Source organism: Janthinobacterium sp. SUN118, assembly GCF_030397695.1.
GTDB lineage: Bacteria > Pseudomonadota > Gammaproteobacteria > Burkholderiales > Burkholderiaceae_D > Janthinobacterium.
In genome coordinates, this window is the sequence record NZ_JAPUBV010000001.1 from 201,605 (window position 1) to 216,273 (window position 14,669).

Genomic DNA, 14,669 nt, shown 5'->3' on the forward strand with positions numbered 1-14,669 from the left:
CGCCGCCAGGCGAGGGGAGGGGTCAGGCGCTCTGTTTGGCAGGCGCGGCCAGGCGCGCGCTGGCGGCCACCAGCAGCAGGGCGGCGCCCAGCATGCTGAAGGCGATATTCAGGCTGGTGGCATGGGCGACGAAGCCGATCACGGCCGGACCGGCCAGGATGCCCGCATAGCCGATGGTGGTGATGGCCGCCACGGCCAGGCTGGCCGGCATGGCGCTCTGGTTGCCGGCCGCCGTAAACAGGATGGGCACGATGTTCGCCGCGCCCAGGCCGATCAGCACGAAGCCGGCCATGGCCAGGCTGGCATGCGGCGCCAGCACGGCCAGGAAGAAGCCGCTGGCCGCGCACAGGCCGCCGAAAGTAAGCACACGCTTTCCGCCAAAGCGGCTGACTACCTTGTCGCCCGTGAAGCGGCCCACCGTCATGGCGATGGCGAAGGCGGCGTAGCCGAGACCGCCCTTGGCTTCTTCCACGCCGCGCGTGGTGGTGAGGAACAGGGCGCTCCAGTCGAGGATGGCGCCTTCGGCCAGGAAGACGATAAAGCACAGCAGGCCGATGAAGATGACGGCGCCGTGCGGCATGACGAACAGCGGCGTCTTTTCGCCCGTGGCCGAGGCGGTCGGCAGCAAGTGGCCCTGGGCCGCGCCCAGCACGCCGCACAGCAGCAGCATCACCACCACGCACGACCAGGCGGGCGTCAGGCCCAGCCACAGCAGCAGGGCCATGCAGGCGGCGCCGGCGAAGCCGCCCACGCTGAACAGCGCATGAAAGCCCGACATCATGGCGCCGCCATTGGCTTTTTCGATGATCACGGCCTGGATATTGATGGCCACGTCGAAGGTGCCCATGGCCGCGCCGAAGACCAGCAGCACCAGGCCCAGTTGCAGCGGGCTGGCGGCCAGCGCCAGGCCGGGCAGGATGGCGGTCAGGAGCAGGCCGGCGCTGACGATGACCTTGCGGCAGCCGAAGCGCGCCGACAGCATGCCCGTAAACGGCATCGCGCACAGCGAGCCGGCGCCCAGGCACAGGAGCAAGATGCCCAAGGTGGCTTCATCGAGACCCAGGCGCGACTTGGCGTAGGGCACCAGCGGCGCCCAGGCGGCCATGCCGAGGCCGGCGGCGAAGAAGACCAGGCGCGTGGCGCGTTGTTGCAGGGTACCGGTAAGGTGCATGGGAGTGTTTCCAGAGTCAGGTGTGAATAAATATCAGGCGCGGGCGCGCAGTACCTGCACGCCCAGCCGCTCAAAGGCGGCCGCGTGGGCCGCGTCGGCATCCGCTTCCAGCACCAGGTGCTGCAGCAAGCCCGTGGCCAGCACGCCGAATGGCGCGGCCGTGCCCAGCTTGTCGCTGGTGACGGCCACGACGACGGCCTTGCTGGCGCCGGCGATGCTGCGCTTGAATTCGGCCTCGTCGTAATTGAATGCCGTCACGCCCGCGCCCGCATCGGCGCCGCAAGCACCGAGGAAGCACAGGTCGGGATGCATGCGCTCCACCGTGCGCAGCGCCTGCGGGCCCAGGCTGGCGCCGGCGCGGCGGTCGACGCGGCCGCCAGCCATGATCAGCTCGATCTCGGGGCGCTCCATCAGCAGCATGGCGATGGCCGGAGCGTTGGTGACGACAGTGAGCGCCAGCTCTGGCAAGGCGCCGGCGATGGCCAGGTTGGTCGACCCCGCATCCAGGAACAGCACCTGGCCGGCGCGCACGAGGGACACGGCGGCCTGCGCCAGCCGTTCCTTGCGCTCGGGCGCTGCCTGCTTGCGCTGCGTCAGGCTGCCGCCGTCGGGCGCCAGCGGCAGGGCGCCGCCATACACGCGCTGGCACAGGCCGGCCGCCGCCATGTCGCGCAAGTCGCGCCGTATCGTGTCTTCGGACACGTCGAGCTGGCGCGCCAGGTCCAGCGCCAGCACGCGCCCATCGGCCTGTAATTGTTGCTGGATCAGCGCATGGCGTTGTTTGAGGAGCAGGGTGGGGGACATGGGTTTGGTTTAAAACGTGCAGGAATGTGCATGAATATACGCAAACGTGCATTCCGGGTCAACGTTTTTCGTCGTTGGCGGCAAGATTACCTTCCTTCAGGGGCCACATAGTTGGCTATCGCTGCATCTCTACGGCTTACACTGGCTGGGGAATGAACAGCTATGGCGAGAAATGCTCAAATGAAATACTCGGGAAAAATTGTGCTGCTATCGCGTACGGCGTATCTGTCCGGTCGCGACGACGGTTTTCTGCGCCAGTTGTGCGACGCGCGGATAGAACTCTTCTGCGTCCTCGGTGTCGATGCCCAGGCATGGGAAGACGCACTCGACTGGATGTGCATCGGCGAAGACGGCCAGGGCCGGCACTGCATCGTCACGACGTCGCATCGGGATGAGTCGCTCGCGCAGGTGATTGACTTTGCGCAGCGTTTTGACACCCGCATGGCGCATGCCGTGCAAGTGATCGAACGTTGAGTTGTTGTTCTGGCGCCTGCCAGGAGGGCACTTTGCGCGCTCAGGCCGGCGCGGTCGCCCGTTCGAGTGCGTCGAGCCAGCGGATGGCGTGTGCGCGGCTGCTGCCGCACATCTCCTCGGACGGCTGCAAGCCGCCGCAAAACGCGGGCCGTTCCGGTTGGCCGAAGATGCGGCAGCGGTTGTCGTCGGCCAGTTGCACGCAGCGCACACCCGCCGGCTTTCCATTCGGCATGCCGGGAATCGGGCTGGTGATGGACGGTGCGGTGCAGCAGGCGCCGCAGGACGGGCGGCATGCCAGGGAGGCGGCGGGGGACGGCATGGCGGTGGGCTGAGTAGGGATAGAGGCCGACAGTATAGCAAGCCGGCCCCGGTGCGCCGCCGGGAGCGCGTTTAGCGCACGATGCTGACGCGCTTGCCCGACAGGGTGCGGCGGGCCGGATCGCCATGCACGGTGATGCGGCCGGAACCGCTGGCGCGGGCATTGACTTCATTCTGAACGGTGACATCGATGTCGCCGGAACCGTTGCTCGCCAGATAGGCAACGTCGCTGCGCAGGGCGGCCAGGTTGATGTCACCGGAGCCATTCACGTTGGCGTCGAGGCGCTGCACGGCGCCGCTGGCGCTGATGCTGCCCGAGCCGTTGACGGCCACGTTGATGCGTTCGCCGCGCATGTTGCCCAACTGGATGCTGCCCGAACCGTTCTGGACCGCGTCCGTGTTGCCGCTGGCGAGGGCCGCCGCATTGATGCTGCCTGAGCCATTGTTGGCCACGTCGAAGCGCCCCACCGTGCCCGACAATTCGCTCTTCATCGAACCGCGCTGCTCCAGGCTGAAGTCTTCTCCATTGAAACCGCTGGCCACCAGACGGCCAGAGCCGGAGATGCTGATCTTCTTCAATTGCGGCGTCGTGTAAATGACGTGGATGCCATTGCTGCTGCGAATGTTCGTGTCGCTCCAGATGCGCAGGGTATTGCCGCTCACTTCGCTATGGATGCGTGGCTGCAGATTGCTGTCCGCCTCGATCACCAGCGACGTTGCCGGCCCGACGCGCACGTCGATCTTGAGATCGATGCGCTTCATGCTGTCGATGTCGAGCGTGTTGATGTTGCTGACCTGGCGCACGTCGCGGCTTACTTGTTCGTTGCCCTGGATGGCATTGCCACCGGAATCGGCATAGCGTACTTCGCCGTCGTTCGGGTTGATGACGATGGCGCAGCCGCCAAGGGCAACGGCACAGCACAGGGCCAGCAAAGTACGCATGGTGTTTCCTTTATGATTGTTTTAACCGCGGAATAAGAAAAAGCCGGCTGCCGCGCCGCGGCTGCCGTGCTGTCGATGAGAAGATAGCAAAGCCGATATGTTTGCTAAGGGGAAATGCGATGAACTGCGCAAAACGCGGGTTGAACTGCATGCAGGCCTGTCCGAAGCCGTGTCTGTCCTTGCCTGGTGTGGCCGGTGACGCGGCCGGTGGCGGTCCGGAGGGTACAATGCAGTCACTTCGATGCCAGGCGAGGTGTCCCGTGCGGCCGTTGCAGGCCGGCGCTTGACCTTCCCTGTAGACAAGTCTAATATTAATGACTCAAAAGTAAGTTACCCGGAATGACACATGCACGCCCCGATTGATACCAAGCCCCGCTGGGAGCGGCGCAAGGATGCCCGCCCACAGGAGTTGCTCGCCGCCGCCCTCGACCTGTTCGTCGAACGCGGCTTCGCGTCGACGCGCCTGGAGGATGTGGCCAAGCGGGCCGGCGTGTCGAAGGGGACTTTATATCTGTACTTTGAGAATAAACAAGAGCTGTTCAAGGCCGTGGTGCGCGACAATATCGTGCATTCCATCGGCGAGGCGGAAGACAGCCTGGCCGCCTCCGACAGCAGCAGTGCCGAGTTGTTGCGCAGCATGATGATGCAGTGGTGGGAAGAGTTTGGCGCCACCAAGCTGGCCGGCTTGACCAAGCTGATGCTGGCCGAAGCGAACAATTTCCCGGAACTGGCGCAGTTTTACAACGAAGAAGTGGTCGCGCGCGGCAATGCGCTGATCACCACCCTGCTGGAACGGGGCATGCGCCGCGGCGAATTCCGCCAGGTCGATCCCGTGCTGGTCAGCGCCATCCTGAGCGCGCCCGTCACCATGCTGATGATGTGGACGCATTCCTTCCTGCCGTGCGAGGTCAAGAATATTGATCCTGTCGCGTACATGGATGCCTTTCTCGACATGAGCTTGCGCAGCCTGCAGGTGGAGGCGCCCGGGAAAAGCTGATGCGCGGGGCCGGCCGCTACCGTTCAGTTGCCCCTTTCCAAGGTTCGCCCCCCCAAATCTGCAGATCGTCGCAAATTTCCTCCATCCCCCGTCTTTATGGTTAACATGTGCTTTCAGCCAGTTCAACGATAAAATGGCGGATTATTACTTCACTTACCGAGTCCAAAGATGAATATCGAACAAGCCCGCTTCAATATGATCGAACAGCAAATCCGTCCATGGGACGTACTGGATCTCGACGTGCTGGAGCTGTTGAACGTGGTCAAGCGTGAAGATTTCGTGCCGGCCGCCTATAAAAACCTGGCCTTCGTCGATACTGAAATCCCACTGGGCGGCGGCGAAAGCATGTTCACGCCGAAGCTGGAAGCCCGTATTTTGCAGGACGTTGCCGTTAAAAAGCACGAAAATGTGCTGGAAATCGGCACCGGCAGCGGCTACATGGCGGCGTTGCTGGCGCACAAGGCGCGTCACGTGACGAGCGTGGAAATCGTGCCCCAATTGAAAACCCTGGCCGAGCAGAACCTGGCCGCCAACGGCGTCACGAATGTCACCGTGGAACTGGGCGATGGCGCCCAAGGCTGGAGCAAGGGCGCGCCCTACGATGTTATCGTCGTTTCCGGCGCCCTGTCCGTGTTGCCGGAAGCACTGTTGCAACAAGTGAAAGTGGGCGGCCGCATCCTGGCCATCATCGGCGAAGCACCGATCATGTCGGCACACCTGATCACCCGCAGCTCGGACAAGGCCTACGATACGCGCAAGCTGTTCGAGACCAATGTGACGCCGCTGCAAGCCGTCGCGCCGTCGCACTTCCAGTTCTGAGACGACGGAGATTCGATGGAGCATTTGAGCGCACCGCAGCTGGCCGCCTGGCTGGCTGATACCACCCGCCCGCGTCCCTTCCTGCTGGATGTGCGCGAGCAGTGGGAGTTTGAGCTGTGCCACCTCGACGGCGCCACCCTGATGCAGATGAATTCGATTCCGGCGCGCATCGATGACCTCGATGAAGATGCCGAGATCGTCTGCATCTGCCACCACGGCGCGCGCAGCATGCAAGTGGCCGCCTTCCTGGAACGCAATGGTTTTGGCAAGATCAGTAATTTGACGGGCGGCGTTCATGCCTGGGCTGTGCAAGTCGACAGCGCAATGCCTAAATACTAAGTTATTTTGCAGTAGATGCACCCAGGCATGCTTTCCCGCATGCCTGCGGATGCCTGTACCCCGCTCCTACCCGGACGGGCGCAAGGCAAGCTGTAGCAGATTTTTGATTCCATCAACTTTTGACGACTCCAACGGAGAAATGCAATGCGGAAACCCCTTATCGCCGTGCTGATGACCAGCGCTTTTTTCTCGCTCAACACACAGGCGGCCGATCTCATCCAGGTGTACCAGCAGGCGCTGGCCAACGACGCGCAGTATGCCAGCGCGCGCGCGGCCCTGTCGGCCGGGATGGAGCGGGTACCGCAGGGGCTGTCAGGCTTGCTGCCGCAAATCTCCGCATCGGGCACGAATACGCGCGGCAACCAGGAACCCATTGCCCTGATCAATGGCAACAAGATCACCATGCCGACCGTCAGCGTGCACACGAATACCTACAACCTGACCCTGGCGCAACCGCTGTTCCGCTGGGATCGCTGGGAAACCTATCAGCAAAGCAAGCTGGCGCAGGCCATCGCCGAAGCGCAATTTGCACAAGTGCAGCAAGACCTGATCACGCGCGTGGCACAGGCGTATTTCGACGTGCTCAGCGCGCAAGACAACCTGGGCGCGACGCAGGCGCAAAAGGTGGCCACGACGGAGCAGCTGGCATCGGCCAAGCGCAACTTCGAAGTCGGCACGCAAACGATTACCGACACGCATGAAGCGCAAGCGGCCTACGACCTGGTGGTGGCGCAGGAATTTGCCGCCATCAATGACCTGGCCAACAAGCGCAGCGCCCTGCAAACCATCATCGGCGAAGCGCCGACCGCGCTGGCGCCGATGCGCACGGGCGTGGTCATCAGCGCGCCGGAACCGGCCGCCATCGAGCCGTGGGTATCTTCCGCCGAAGAGCAGAACTATGGCGTCGTCACGGCCCAGTTCAACGTGGAATCGGCCAAGCGCGATATCGGCCGCAACCGTGCCGGCCACTATCCGACCCTGGACCTGATCGCCAACACGGGCCACACCTACACCACGGGCGGCGGCGGCGGCGCCAACAACAACGCCATCGGCGTGCAGTGGAGCATCCCGATCTTCAGCGGCTTCGCCGTCACCAGCAAGGTGCGCGAATCGATCGCGCTGGAAAACAAGGCCCGCAACGACCTGGAAACGGCACGCCGCACGGCATCGCAGGGTGCGCGCCAGGCTTTCCTCGGCGTCAACAGCGGCCTGGCCCAGGTGAAGGCACTGGAAGCGGCGGAAGTGTCGAGCAAATCGGCGCTGGAATCGAACCAGCTTGGCTATCAAGTGGGCGTGCGCATCAATATCGACGTCTTGAATGCGCAGAAACAACTGTTTTCGACGCAAAAAGACCTGTCGAAAGCCCGCTACGACACCATCATGAACGGCTTGCGCCTGAAGTCGGCGGCCGGCACCCTGAAGGAAACGGATCTGTTGCCAGTGAACGCCTTGCTGGACAAGTAATCTTTTTCTCCAGAGTCAGATCAAAACCAGCCCCGGCAACGGCGCTGGTTTTTTTCGTCCAATCAGGCGTATTCAGGCCGCGCGGCTGTTGGCCACTTGCGTGAGAACCACGCCCGCCACCACGAGGCACCCGCCCGCCCAGTGCAGCGGTGAAATGTGCTTGACGGCAAAACCCAGCAAGCCGTAGCGGTCGATGGCCAGCGCGGCCAGCATCTGTCCGCCGATGACGGCCGCCATGAACGGGCCGGAGCCCATGCGCGGCGCCAGCATCAGCGCGGCCGTAATATAAAACACGCCGGCTGCGCCACCCAGCCAGGACCAGCCCGGGCCGCGCACGGCCAGCGCGACATCGGGCGCCGGTACGCGCCAGAACAGCATCAGCAGCGAAGCGAGCACGGCGCTGACGCCCAGCGAGGCGACAGTGGCCCACAGCGGGTGTCCCAGGTTGCGGCCCAGCGCGGCATTCGCGCCCGCCTGGAAAGGGACGACGGCGCCGGCCAGCATGGCCAGCGGGGCAAACAAGGTGATCCATCCATGCATATGCGACTCCATCTTTGTTGAGTTGATGGCCCCATCGTATTATGCTGTGATGATTAAATCCAATTCGTAGTTTGTCATTAAACTATGCACCAAATGAATAATCTGCGCGCCGTCGATTTGAACTTGCTGGTGATCCTGGAGGCGCTGCTCAGCGAGCGCCATTTGTCGCGCGCGGCCGAACGCCTGCATATGAGCCAGCCTGCCGTCAGCCATGCGCTGGCGCGCCTGCGCCACCTGCTCGATGATCCGTTGCTGTTGCGTGGCAAGGGCGGCTTCCAGCCGACGGCGCGCGCGCTGGCCCTCGCGCGGCCGCTGGCCGAGGCCTTGCAAAGCGTGCGTTCCGTGCTCGGTGGCGCCATCTTCGAGGCGGCCACGGCGCAGCGCACGTTTCGCCTGGCGATGTCCGACTATGGCGCGGCCCTGATCCTGCCGCGCTTGCTGCGCCGCTTGCGCGTGGAAGCGCCCGGCATCGACCTGGCCGTCAGTTATGCCAGCCGGCCGGCCGTCGTGGCCGGCGTGCAGGATGGCGAGATCGACCTGGCGCTGGGCGTGTTCCCGCAACTGCCCGAGCAGTTACATCGAGAAACCTTATTCGAGGAAACCTTCATGTGCGCGCTGGACCCGGCCAGCCTGGCCGATGGCGAAACATTGAACCTGGAAACGTATCTGGCGCGGCCGCATGTGCTGGTAGCGTCCAGCGAGGGCGGCATGGCGGCCGAAGTCGATGCGGCGCTGGCCCGGCTGGGCCAGGCGCGCCGCATCGCCGTGCGCTTGCCGCACTGGACGGTGGCGCCCGATATCGTGCCGGGGACGGACTTGATACTGACGGTGGCGCGGCGCGCCGTGCAGGGAAGCGCAGCGCAGGGGCTGGCGCTGCATGCGCCGCCATTTGCCATCGCGCCGTTTGCATTTGAAGCGATACGCCACCACCGCACGGATGGCGATGCGGGCATCGCCTGGCTGCGCGCGGCCATTGCCGCGGCAACCATCTGAACCACCTTACAGGCCGCCGCCCTGGCCGTCGAACTTGCGTTCGATCAATTCGATCTTGTAGCCGTCCGGATCGGTGATGAAGGCGATGACGGTATTGCCGCCCTTGACCGGGCCCGGTTCGCGCGTGACGTTGCCGCCATTCGCCCGCGCCGCATCGCAGGCGGCGACGATGTCGTCGGCCGAGATGGCGATGTGGCCATAGGCCGTGCCCAGCTCGTAACTGGTGGTGCCATAGTTATACGTCAGTTCCAGTTCCGCGTGGTCGGGATTCGCGCCGTAGCCGACGAAGGCCAGCGTGTATTGGTATTCCGGATTGTCGCTGGTGCGCAGCAGCTTCATGCCCAGGACGTTGGTATAAAAATCGATGGAGCGCTGCAGGTCGCCGACCCGCAACATGGTGTGCAAAATACGCATCGTAAATCCTTGATGGTGATAGGGGAATGGCAGGATTTTATGCGTTTTACGGCTTTTGTGCCGAGACCGCCCCTGCCGCCCGCTTGCACAGGGGGCGGCGGACGGTGGCGTGCTTACTCCAGATGGGCGTCCAGCGTGATGTCCGTGGCCAGCAATTTGGACACGGGACAACCGAGCTTGGCGCGCAGGGCCGCATCCTGGAAGGCTTCCTCGGTGGCGCCAGGTATGGTCGCCACGAGGGTCAGGTGGACGGCCGTGATGGCATAGCTGCCATCGATCTTTTCCAGGGTGACATCGGCCGTGGTTTTCAGGGCCGTGGCGCGCATGCCCGCCTCGCCCAGCTGACCGGACAGGGCCATGGTGAAGCAGGCCGCATGGGCGGCGCCGATCAGCTCTTCCGGATTGCTGCCGGGGCCATCCTCGAAGCGCGTGTTGAAGCCGTAAGCCACATTGTCGAGCGCGCCGCTTTGGGTGGAAATAAATCCTTTGCCATCTTTGAGGCCGCCACTCCAGACGGCCGATCCTGTTTTTTTCATGATGTACTCCTTGCGTGGTTCGAGCGTCCATCATGCGCGCCAGCGCTTGCCGCTTCCGTTCGTTGCGCCACACAGGGGGCGCATGCAGGGGCGCAAATAGGTTCAGGGCGCCGGCGCCACGCGCCAGATGACGTTGCCCACGTCGTCCGCCACCAGCAGCGCGCCCGCCTTGTCGATGGCCACGCCGACGGGACGCCCCTGCGCCTTGCCGTTCCTGTCGAGGAAACCGGCGACGACATCCTGCGGCGGGCCATTGGGCACGCCATTGGCAAACGGCACGAAGATGACCTTGTAGCCGCTGAACGGTTTGCGGTTCCACGAGCCGTGCTGGCCGATGAAGGCGCCGCTGCGGTAGCGCTCGGGCAGCAAGGTGCCGTCATAGAACGCCAGCCCCAGCGAGGCCGTGTGCGCGCCGAGCGCGTAGTCGGGCGAGACGGCCGTGGCGACCAGTTCGGGACGCGGCGGCTTGACGCGCGCATCGCCATGCTGGCCGAAATAACTGTAGGGCCAGCCATAGAAGGCGCCGTCCTTGACCGAGGTCATATAGTCCGGCACGAGGTCGTTGCCCAGTTCGTCGCGTTCATTGACGGCCGTCCAGAGCGCGCCCGTCTGAGGCTGCCAGGCCATGCCGTTCGGGTTGCGCAAGCCCGTCGCGTACACGCGCGCCTTGCCCGTGGCCCGCGTGAATTGCCAGATGGCGGCGCGGCCGTCTTCGGCCGACATGCCGTTCTCGCCCACATTGCTGTTCGAGCCGACGGACACGTATAAAAACTTGCCGTCGGGGCTGGCGATGACGTTCTTGGTCCAGTGGTGATTGATGGGGCCGCCAGGCAAGTCCATCACCTTGACCCCCGGGGCCGCGATGCTGGTCTGCCCCGTTGCATAGGGAAAGCGCACGAGGGCGTCGGCATTGGCGATATACAGTTCGTTGCCTACCAGGGCCATGCCGAATGGCGAGTTCAAGCCTTGCAGGAAGACGCTGCGCGTCTGTGCCACACCGTTCGCATCGATGCCACGCAGCAAGGTGATGCGGTTGGCGCTGGGCGTGGCGGCGCCCGCCTTTTTCATCTGCATCTGCATGATGGCGCCCCTGATGCCCTGGCTGTCTTCGGGTTTCGGCGGCGCATTCGTTTCCGCCACGAGCACGTCGCCATTCGGCAAGACATACAGCCAGCGCGGATGGTCGAGGTCGCGTGCATACGCGCGGATGGCCAGGCCGGCCGCCACCGCGGGGCGTTGCCCGGCCGTCCACCTTTGCACGGGCGCAACATTGACGGTGGGAATCCATTGCTTGTCGGGCGCGGGCAACGCGGGCTGGGGGCCGAAGCCGACGGGCATGGCTGGCGCCTGCGCCTGGGCGAGGCCGGCGCAGCAGCTGGCAAGCAACAGGATGGAGCGAACAGAGCTGTGCATGGCGTACTCCTGTAACGCAGCGGTGCAGTGGAGTTGGACTCAGCGCGCCTTCTTCGGTTCCGCTTGCGCATCGGGGCGGGCCTGTTGCGGGGCGGCCGGCTTGACCTTTTCCACGCCCGGCTGGGCGCGCCGGTCCGTATCGACCAGGCCTTGCTCGAGGTCGCTGGCCGCCTGCTGCATGACCTTGCGCGGGCGTATGTTTTGCGCGTCGGGCGATTCGTCGCGTTCGTGCGGCAAGCGGTCGACGCCGTCGTTGCTGACCTTGGCATCGGTATTGATCTTGCGCTCGCTATGTGGGGTAACCATATGGCCTCCTGGGGCGAAAAGAATGACTGATGCCAGTGTCCCGTTGCCACAGGCCGCATGCAAGCGGATTTGTCCATGCTGGGAGCGCTGGCGCACGCATGGCGAATTCTTTTTCTGCGCTACACTGCGGCAACACTTATAAACGCCCCTTGCCGGCACACGGCAGCCGCACTATACTGTGCATATATACAGTATCATGCGATGCCGGCGTGCAGTGCGACAGCCAGGGGCAACTTGCCACCGAATTTATTTGCCGAGATTTTTATGCCCGCCGAAAAACACGCCGAAGCGCCAGCAGCCAGTTCGCCAGCCCCGGGACATCCGTTCAACCTGGGGGCCAAGACCATTGCCCTGGTCGTGCGCCAGAATACGGATGGCATTGCCGAGCCCGTGAAAAGCATCGTCGATTTCTTGCAGGTGCTGGGTCATACCGTCGTCTTTGAAGCGGAAACGGCCGCGCACCTGAACCTGGCATTTCCCGGCGTGCGCGCCATGTCGCCCGCCGAGATCGGCGCCGCCGCCGATTGCGCCATCGTCATGGGCGGCGACGGCACCATGCTGGGTATTGCGCGTCAGCTGGCGCCATTCGACGTTCCCTTGATCGGTATCAATCAAGGGCGATTGGGCTTCATGACCGATATTCCGCTCGAGCGTATGCTGCCCGTACTGGCGCAAATTCTCGGCGGCCGTTTCAAGGCCGAGCGCCGCACCTTGCTCGAAGGCAGCGTGCTGCGCGACGGCCAGTCGATCCACGTGGGCATGGCCGTCAATGACGTCGTCGTCTCGCGCGGCGCTGGCGCCGGCATGGCGGAATTGCGCGTCGAAGTTGACGGGCACTTCATGTACAACCAGCGTTCGGATGGCTTGATTATTTCCACGCCCACGGGCTCGACCGCGTATTCGCTGTCGGCCGGCGGCCCGCTGCTGCACCCGACCCTGGGCGGCATCGTGCTCGTGCCGATCGCCCCGCATGCGCTGTCGAATCGCCCTATCGTCTTGCCCGACTCCAGCCAGATCGTCGTGGAAATCGTGCGCGGGCGCGATATCAGCGTCAATTTCGACATGCAGACGTTTGCCAGCCTGATCCAGCAAGACCGCATCATCATTCGCCGTTCGCCGCACACGATTACCTTCCTGCATCCGGAGGGGTGGAGTTACTACAACACCCTGCGTGAAAAACTGCACTGGAACGAATATCCGTCGGGCGAGGGCAAGCTCAGCTAACCAGTTTCTTCACGCTAACCCGCGGTGCGCCGCCTAACTACAGAAGCCATGCTCCATACACTGTCCATCCGCGATTTTGTCATTGTCGATACCATTGAACTGGAATTTTCCGCTGGCTTCAGCGTGCTGACGGGCGAGACGGGCGCCGGCAAGTCCATCCTCATCGATGCGCTGACGCTGGCGCTGGGCGGCCGCGGCGACGCCAGCGTGGTGCGCGAGGGGGCGGCCAAGGCCGACATCACGGCCGATTTCTCCGTCAGCGAGGTGGCGCAGGCGTGGCTGGCGGCCAATGAATTTGCCAACGACGAGGGCGGCGCCCTGCTGCGCCGCGTGATCGACAATGCGGGCCGCTCGAAAGCCTACATCAACGGCATCCCCGCCACGGCCGCGCAGCTGCGCGAGCTCGGCGACATGCTGGTCGACATCCACGGCCAGCACGCGCACCAGTCCTTGCTGAAAAGCGAGGCGCAGCGCGCCCTGCTCGACGGCCAGGCGACGGCGCGCGAGGCGGGCGCGGAACAGGATGCGCGGCAAGTGGCGGCGCTGCACAAGCGCTGGCGCGCGCTGGTGCGTCAGCGCGAGGAATTCGAAACGAATGCCGCCAACGTGCTGTACGAGCGCGAACGCCTCGAATGGCAAGTGGGCGAACTGGAAAAACTGGCGGCCAAGCCCGGCGAATGGACGGAGATCACGAACGAGCACAGCCGCCTGTCGCACGCGGCCAGCCTGCTGGAAGGGGCGCAGGAAGCGCTGGCGATTATTTCCGAGCAGGAAGACCACCCGATCGTCTCGCAACTGTCGGCCCTGAACCAGAAACTGGGCAAGCTGGTGTCCGTCGATGCGGAACTGCAGCCTATCGTCGACCTGATCGAATCGTCGCGCATCCAGCTGCAGGAATCCGTGTATGCGCTGAACAATTACCTGGACCGCGTGGAACTGGATCCGGACCGCCTGCACCAGCTCGATGCGCGCATGGAAGCGATGCACAGCACGGCACGCAAGTTCCGCGTCACGCCCGAGGAATTGCCCGACGAACACGCCAAGCTGTCGGAAAAGCTCCAGCACCTGGCCGACGCTTCCGATATCGAAGGCTTGCTGCGCCAGGAAGCGAAGATCGAGGCCGAGTACCGCAGCGTGGCCGAACGGCTGTCAGGCACGCGCCGCGCCGCCGCCCTGGAGCTGGGTCACGCCGTCACGCGCGCCATGCAGGAGCTGAGCATGACGGGCGGCAGCTTCGAGATTGCCTTGAATCCGTGCGAGCCGGCCGCCCACGGCCTGGAACAAGTCGAGTTTCTCGTCGCCGGCCATGCGGGCACGGCGCCCCGTTCGCTGGCCAAGGTGGCGTCCGGCGGCGAGCTGGCGCGCATCGCGCTGGCCATCTCCGTCATTACCTCGCATGCCACCACCACGCCGACCCTGATCTTCGACGAAGTCGACAGCGGCATCGGCGGCGCCGTCGCCGAAGTGGTGGGGCGTCTGTTGAAACGCCTGGGGCAAGGACGACAAGTGCTGTGCGTGACCCATTTGCCGCAAGTGGCCAGCCAGGCCAACCAGCATTTCCAGGTGGCAAAAAGCACCCTGGACAATGGCAAGACGGCGTCGCGCATCGACATGCTCGATGCCAAGGCCAGGGTGGAAGAGGTGGCGCGCATGCTGGGCGGCCTGGAAATCACGGCCACCACGCGCAAGCATGCACGCGAATTGCTGGCCATCTAGTACACCCAAGCCAAGCTGCTGCGCGTCGCGATTGCGGCCTGCGAGGCCCACTGCCTCGGCGGCCCCGTGCTTCGCACAGCTGCGCTGCTCGGGCCAACGGGGCAGCGAGCCTCGCTGCCGCTCGCGACGGTTTTGTTGGGCGTTGTGAGCGTAAACCGGTCTGGCGAAAATGGCAGTTGGCCTGATGCCGTTCCTTTCC

General features: G+C 64.1%; 17 protein-coding genes. 8 read left to right on the forward strand and 9 right to left on the reverse strand.

Annotated features, from left to right (window positions below):
- Positions 1–22 precede the first annotated feature (22 nt).
- Complete coding sequence (locus O0880_RS00965) at positions 23–1,171, reverse strand: MFS transporter (protein ID WP_071321790.1); 1,149 nt, start codon at positions 1,169–1,171, stop codon at positions 23–25.
- A gap of 33 nt (positions 1,172–1,204) precedes the next feature.
- Complete coding sequence (locus tag O0880_RS00970; RefSeq protein WP_289884597.1) at positions 1,205–1,975, reverse strand: DeoR/GlpR family DNA-binding transcription regulator; 771 nt, start codon at positions 1,973–1,975, stop codon at positions 1,205–1,207.
- A 180-nt stretch (positions 1,976–2,155) separates the two neighbouring features.
- Between O0880_RS00970 and O0880_RS00975 the strand changes: the two genes are divergently transcribed.
- Positions 2,156–2,449, forward strand: a complete 294-nt coding sequence (locus tag O0880_RS00975; protein WP_289884598.1) for a hypothetical protein — start codon at positions 2,156–2,158, stop codon at positions 2,447–2,449.
- Positions 2,450–2,489: 40 nt separating this feature from the next.
- Here the strand turns inward: O0880_RS00975 and O0880_RS00980 are convergent, their stop codons facing one another.
- Both O0880_RS00980 and O0880_RS00985 read right to left on the reverse strand, forming a co-directional pair.
- On the reverse strand, positions 2,490–2,768 hold the full coding sequence (locus tag O0880_RS00980; protein ID WP_289884599.1) for a YkgJ family cysteine cluster protein: 279 nt from the start codon (positions 2,766–2,768) through the stop codon (positions 2,490–2,492).
- Positions 2,769–2,839: 71 nt separating this feature from the next.
- The gene (locus O0880_RS00985; protein WP_071321794.1) at positions 2,840–3,709 is read right to left on the reverse strand and encodes a head GIN domain-containing protein; all 870 of its coding nucleotides are present in this window, start codon (positions 3,707–3,709) and stop codon (positions 2,840–2,842) included.
- Positions 3,710–4,055: 346 nt separating this feature from the next.
- Here O0880_RS00985 and O0880_RS00990 point away from each other — a divergent pair, with 346 nt between their 5' ends.
- The 4 genes from O0880_RS00990 (at position 4,056) to O0880_RS01005 (ending at position 7,328) form a co-directional block, all read left to right on the forward strand.
- Positions 4,056–4,706: a TetR/AcrR family transcriptional regulator gene (locus O0880_RS00990; RefSeq protein ID WP_071321795.1), complete on the forward strand. Its 651-nt coding sequence runs from the start codon at positions 4,056–4,058 to the stop codon at positions 4,704–4,706.
- A 168-nt stretch (positions 4,707–4,874) separates the two neighbouring features.
- On the forward strand, positions 4,875–5,525 hold the full coding sequence (locus O0880_RS00995) for a protein-L-isoaspartate O-methyltransferase (protein WP_071321796.1): 651 nt from the start codon (positions 4,875–4,877) through the stop codon (positions 5,523–5,525).
- A gap of 15 nt (positions 5,526–5,540) precedes the next feature.
- Entirely contained in the window at positions 5,541–5,864 is a 324-nt protein-coding gene (locus tag O0880_RS01000; protein ID WP_071321797.1) for a rhodanese-like domain-containing protein, read from the forward strand.
- Positions 5,865–6,008: 144 nt separating this feature from the next.
- Positions 6,009–7,328 (forward strand): TolC family outer membrane protein, encoded by a 1,320-nt coding sequence (locus O0880_RS01005; RefSeq protein ID WP_071321798.1) that lies wholly within the window; start codon positions 6,009–6,011, stop codon positions 7,326–7,328.
- Between the two features lie 72 nt (positions 7,329–7,400).
- Here the strand turns inward: O0880_RS01005 and O0880_RS01010 are convergent, their stop codons facing one another.
- Positions 7,401–7,868 (reverse strand): DMT family transporter, encoded by a 468-nt coding sequence (locus O0880_RS01010; protein WP_289884600.1) that lies wholly within the window; start codon positions 7,866–7,868, stop codon positions 7,401–7,403.
- A gap of 93 nt (positions 7,869–7,961) precedes the next feature.
- On the opposite strand from O0880_RS01010, the gene O0880_RS01015 reads away from it, so the two are divergent.
- Positions 7,962–8,861, forward strand: coding sequence for a LysR substrate-binding domain-containing protein (locus O0880_RS01015; protein ID WP_289884601.1), 900 nt, complete (start codon positions 7,962–7,964; stop codon positions 8,859–8,861).
- Positions 8,862–8,867: 6 nt separating this feature from the next.
- On the opposite strand, the gene gloA is transcribed toward O0880_RS01015, so the two are convergent.
- The 4 genes from gloA to O0880_RS01035 form a co-directional block, all read right to left on the reverse strand.
- On the reverse strand, positions 8,868–9,275 hold the full coding sequence (gene gloA / locus O0880_RS01020) for a lactoylglutathione lyase (RefSeq protein ID WP_070290874.1): 408 nt from the start codon (positions 9,273–9,275) through the stop codon (positions 8,868–8,870).
- A gap of 113 nt (positions 9,276–9,388) precedes the next feature.
- Entirely contained in the window at positions 9,389–9,811 is a 423-nt protein-coding gene (locus O0880_RS01025) for an OsmC family protein (protein ID WP_071321801.1), read from the reverse strand.
- Between the two features lie 102 nt (positions 9,812–9,913).
- The gene (locus O0880_RS01030; RefSeq protein WP_289884602.1) at positions 9,914–11,224 is read right to left on the reverse strand and encodes a sorbosone dehydrogenase family protein; all 1,311 of its coding nucleotides are present in this window, start codon (positions 11,222–11,224) and stop codon (positions 9,914–9,916) included.
- Positions 11,225–11,263: 39 nt separating this feature from the next.
- Positions 11,264–11,530 (reverse strand): hypothetical protein, encoded by a 267-nt coding sequence (locus O0880_RS01035; RefSeq protein WP_289884603.1) that lies wholly within the window; start codon positions 11,528–11,530, stop codon positions 11,264–11,266.
- Positions 11,531–11,794: 264 nt separating this feature from the next.
- Here O0880_RS01035 and O0880_RS01040 point away from each other — a divergent pair, with 264 nt between their 5' ends.
- Together O0880_RS01040 and recN are read left to right on the forward strand one after the other, a co-directional pair.
- Positions 11,795–12,754 carry an NAD kinase gene (locus O0880_RS01040; RefSeq protein WP_232251024.1) on the forward strand — a complete coding sequence of 320 codons (960 nt, stop codon included), beginning with the start codon at positions 11,795–11,797 and terminating at the stop codon, positions 12,752–12,754.
- A gap of 48 nt (positions 12,755–12,802) precedes the next feature.
- Positions 12,803–14,470: a DNA repair protein RecN gene (gene recN, locus O0880_RS01045; protein ID WP_071321804.1), complete on the forward strand. Its 1,668-nt coding sequence runs from the start codon at positions 12,803–12,805 to the stop codon at positions 14,468–14,470.
- The last annotated feature ends 199 nt before the right edge of the window (positions 14,471–14,669 follow it).